1 protein-coding gene is annotated in these 1,420 nt (G+C 53.4%); it reads left to right on the forward strand.

Annotated features, from left to right (window positions below):
* The coding region (locus ACQUQO_RS18185; protein ID WP_435080062.1) for a transposase at positions 1–701 on the forward strand (701 nt) is incomplete at its 5' end.
* Between the last annotated feature and the right edge of the window lie 719 nt (positions 702–1,420).

Here is a 1,420-nt window from a genome sequence, read left to right on the forward strand (position 1 = left end):
CGCGTCCGCCGGGACGGCGGACGCTTGATCGCTTCATCACTGACTTCGCGCTCGTTGCCGAGGACGTGTTCATCACGCTGGTTCACGAGCTTGCCGAGCAGGTACCGCTCGGCAAGCTCTATCGGATCGATGGTACCGACATCCCCGCCGATCAGCAGGATGATGGCGCTGAGTGGAACTACGATCACGCTGAAGATGACTTCTACTACGGGTACGGCTGCTGTCTGGTGACCGCTGCTGATAATATTCCGGTCGCAGCCACGTTCACACCGGCGAAGAAGGTCGATCAGGAGACGGCGACGCGCGTCACGACTGACGCGCTCGCCGTCGAGAAACCGATCTGGCTGCTGGGTGATGCCGAATTCGATATGCTCGATTGGCACGACCGCCTGCTGGAGCAGGGGGTCGTGCCGGTTGTCCCGTATAACCAACGCAACACCGATGAACCGCTCGATATCGAATATCGTGTTGAGGACACGATCGCGGTTTCGGAGGAGCGGTTAGATGAGGCCTACCGGAGGCGGTCACGGATCGAGACAGCGATTGGTGTCTGTAAGGATCTCGGCCTCGGGACCCCTCGGGTCCGAGGCCGAGTCAGAGTCGAATCTCACGTCTTCTTGGTGCTGTGTCTGCGGCTTGCGGTTGCCCTCACAAATCACGAACGGGACAACGATATCGCCAGTCCAACCATCACGCTATGAGAACTGTTCTGCACCACCGCCTAACGGCGAACATACATCTTATGATCGTATCCAACCAACTGACCCGCTTGCTTTCACTCCAAGCAATCTCAAACGCTTCCATACCACGAAATACGTTGACACCGATAGCGATAAGCAACATACCACTGACTCCGATAACCCAAAGTGAAATATCGAACCTCGTCGCGTCAGCAAACATGAACGCCATCGGCAACTGACTCATTCCAATAACTATAGCAGCAAGGCCATTGAGCCGATCTTGATTAATCAGGTCACGAAACCTGTGATTACCGATGGATACAGCACTGAAGATTGAAAACCAGCTTTGATCCATATCCCAAATGGGAGGCCTTTCGTAATTACACTACCGACGAGATAGAGTCGTCTAGCTACGGCGCTGACTCTGTCGGAAATCAAGTATTTTCTGGCAGGGGCGGGTGAAATCTAGACCAGCCAATCATGCTACAATCATGTACATCAGCATACCAATACCGAATAGCCCGCCTGCGATTATGAGCATAGGTACCAACCGAAATTCCTCTTCTGTCGAACTTCCACTGACCAATTCCGGGTTGCGAAGACGAGAAACGCCAAGAGTGAACAAGGACAGAGCACCGATAAGCATCAAAATGGGGAAAGGCCGGCTCTGTTGAATCGCCATAAGGCGATGGAATTCACTGTTTCACTGCTCGTTTGATGTTGTAGACGATACACATCAG

The sequence above is a fragment of the Halococcus sp. AFM35 genome (genome assembly GCF_051195015.1).
Lineage (GTDB): Archaea > Halobacteriota > Halobacteria > Halobacteriales > Halococcaceae > Halococcus.